The organism is Terrabacter sp. P5_B1, from assembly GCF_056400505.1.
The window spans coordinates 1-3,068 of record NZ_JBFULD010000421.1; the positions used below are offsets into that span (position 1 = coordinate 1).

General features: G+C 74.4%; 2 protein-coding genes. Both read right to left on the reverse strand.

Annotated features, from left to right (window positions below; all coding sequences use genetic code 11):
• On the reverse strand, window positions 1–1,660 hold a 1,660-nt coding region (locus AC1DP0_RS20235; RefSeq protein WP_478088071.1), incomplete at its 3' end, for an ATP-dependent helicase.
• The coding region (locus AC1DP0_RS20240) for a RecB family exonuclease (RefSeq protein WP_478088073.1) at window positions 1,657–3,068 on the reverse strand (1,412 nt) is incomplete at its 5' end. The genes AC1DP0_RS20240 and AC1DP0_RS20235, both read right to left, overlap by 4 nt.

The following is a 3,068-nucleotide window of genomic DNA, read 5'->3' on the forward strand; positions in this document are numbered from 1 at the left end:
CCGTCGGCGCGTCGGGCACTTGCTCCGACGTGGTCGACGGGGTCGGCTCCGACACCGCCGACGCGTCGGGAGCGGTCGCACCCGCCTCGGGGCGCGGGGTCCGGGAGTGCAGCTCACGCGCCCAGGCCCAGAGTCCCGCCAGGTCGGCCGCCCCGAGACGCACGACAGGCCCGGTGAGCAGGCGCATCAGCTGGTCACCGCGCGTCGGGTCCTGCACGACCCAGAGCGCTGCCACCAGGTCGCTGACCTCGGGGGTCACGAGGAGGCCGCCGAGGCCGACGACCTCGACGGGGAGCTGCTGGCGCCGCAGCGCCTCGAGGACGAGCGGGAAGGTCGAGCGCCGACGGCACAGCACCGCGGCGCTGCGGCCCGTGCGGCGCCCGCTGGGGCTGAACCAGTGCGCGGCGATCCACGCGGCGAGATGGTCGGCCTCCTCCTCGGCGGTCTCGAGCCGGGCCACCTCGATCGAGCCGACACCGGCGCCGGGGCGAGGCCGGAGCGGCTGCACGTGCTCGGTCGCCAGCGGCGCCGCGACGGTGTTGGCCGCGTCGAGGATGAGCGAGTCGTTGCGCCAGCTGGTGGAGAGCGGCAGGACGTCGGCCGGACCGGCGTCGCTCGCGAACTCGGAGGGGAAGCGCAGCAGGGTCGTCGCGCTCGCTCCGCGCCACCCGTAGATCGACTGGTTCGGGTCGCCGACCGCCGTCAGCGCGACACCGGGGTGGTGGAAGAGTGACCGCAGCAGCTCGAGCTGGGCCTCGGAGGTGTCCTGGAACTCGTCGAGCAGCACGGCCCGGAACCGCTGCCGCTCGGTCTCCCCGACGACCGGGATCGAGCGGGTCAGACGCGCCGCGATGGCCATCTGGTCGGCGAAGTCGAGGGACTCGCGCTCGCGCTTGAGGGCGAGGAACGCCTCGACGATGGGCAGCACCGTGCGCCGCTCGCGCAGCACGGCCACGGCGTCGCGGGCGGCCGTGAGCGAACCGCGGCCCTCGCCGTCGGGCAGCGCGTCCAGTCGGGCGAGTACGGCATCGAGGTGCTCCATGACCTCGCCCGGGGTGCGCACGTGCTCGGCCATCTCACCGGCGAGCGCCATGACGGCCTGGATGACGGTGGCCTCGCTCTTGACGACGTCGTCCATCGGCCCGTCCCAGCGCGACACCGCCTCGGCTGCGAGCTGCCAGGCGCCGGCCTCGGTGAGGATGCGGAACTCGGGCTCGATGCCCACGCGGAGGGCGTGCTCGCGGACGAGCCGGCCGGCATACGCGTGGTAGGTCGAGACGGTCGGGGTGCCGCCGAGCACCTCGGCGCCCGTGCCGTCGTCAGCGGGCGGCGTCCAGATGCCTGCACGCTCGAGACCGCGCAGTCGCTTGGCGATGCGCTGGGAGAGCTCGGCCGCGGCCTTGCGGGTGAAGGTGAGGCCGAGCACCTGGTCGGGGTCGACGAGCCCGTTCGCGACGAGCCACACGACGCGCGCAGCCATCGTCTCCGTCTTGCCGGAGCCGGCGCCGGCGACGACGAGCAGGGGGCGGGCGCCGGCCTCGATGACGGCGGCCTGCTCGGCGGTGGGTGGCGGCATCTCGAGTGCCGTGGCGATGCCGAGCGCGCTGTGCTGCACAGCCGTGGCGCGGCCGGTCGCGTCCGAGGCCTCGATGGTCGTCACAGCGCATCTCCCTCGGGCTGGACCGGGCAGGAGGATCGCACCGGGCAGGTCTCGCACGCCTTGCCCTGAGAGGCACGGAACTCCCCGGCACCCATCCCCTCTGCGGTCTGCTCGACCAGGGTCCGCGCCCACGTCGGGTCGGTGCTGCCCGCCAGCGGCGGCTGCGGCAGCACGCTCGGCTTGAGCCCCGACAGGCCGCCCTTGCCGATGAAGACGAGCGCGGCCCCGGCGCTGCGCTCGCCGAGGTCGGGGAAGCCGCCCTCCTCGACGGCCACCTGGTAGGCGCCGAGCTGTCCGTGCTCGGCGAGCTCGGCCTTGGTCGGCTTGGACTTGCCGGTCTTGAGGTCGACGATGCGCAGACGCCCCTCGGTGTCACGTTCGATGCGGTCGACGCGTCCGGCCACGACGGCCCGACCGACCTCGACGCGGAAGTCGGTCTCGATACCGACGCGCTCCCACTCCCGCTCGGCCCCGGCGCGGTAGGCCGCGAACCGGGCCACCATGTCGTGCGCCTCCTGGTGCGTGCGGTCGGTGACCCAGCCCGGCTTCAGCCCGAGCCGACCCCAGCGCTCGTCGACCTCGCGCTTCAGCTCGACGAGAGGCGCGTCGGGCAGCTCGGCGACGATGTCGTGGACGAACGTGCCCACCGAGGCGGCGCCGAGGGAGACCCCCTCACCGCCGACCGACGTGAGGAACCAGCGCAGCCCGCACTCGGAGAAGTACGTCACCTTCGACGGGGACACGGGCACGGGCTCATCGGGCCGGCGGACCGGGCGCTCGCTCGTGACCGACCGCAGCGCCCACCACGAGCTCGGGTCGGCGCCGCGCACCCCTTCACGGGCCGCCACGGCGAGCAGGTTGAGGGCCGGCTCGGCGACCCCGGGATCAGGGTCCACCGCCTCGCGACGAAGCTCGCCGACGAGCCCCGGCAAGGTCATCGTGCGGGCGACCTCGGAGTGCGGTCGCACCTCGTCGGCGAGCCGGGTCGTCGCCGGCGGATCGACGAGGTCGAGGTAGACCGAGGGCTGCTCGTCCTCGTTGCCGACCGCGGTGACGAGAAGTCGCTCGGTGGCCCGGGTGACGGCGACGAGGAAGAGGCGGGTCTCGTCGTAGCGCACTGCTGCCTGGGCCGCGCGGAAACCGAGGGGGCGCTGCGCCACCACGTCGACGAGGTCCTCGGAGCCGAGGACGGACCCACGCAGGCGAAGGTCGGGCCAGACGCCCTCCTGGACGCCGGCGACGACGACGATGCGCCACTGGCGGCCGGCAGCGGTCTGCGGCGTCAGCAGCGCGACGCGGCCGCCCGACTGGGCGCCGACGAGCAACGTGTCGCCGGGGACGTCCTGCCCCTGGATGTGCTCGAGGAAGGTGTCGGGCCCCGCGGTGGGCAGCCGGTCCACGAAGGCCC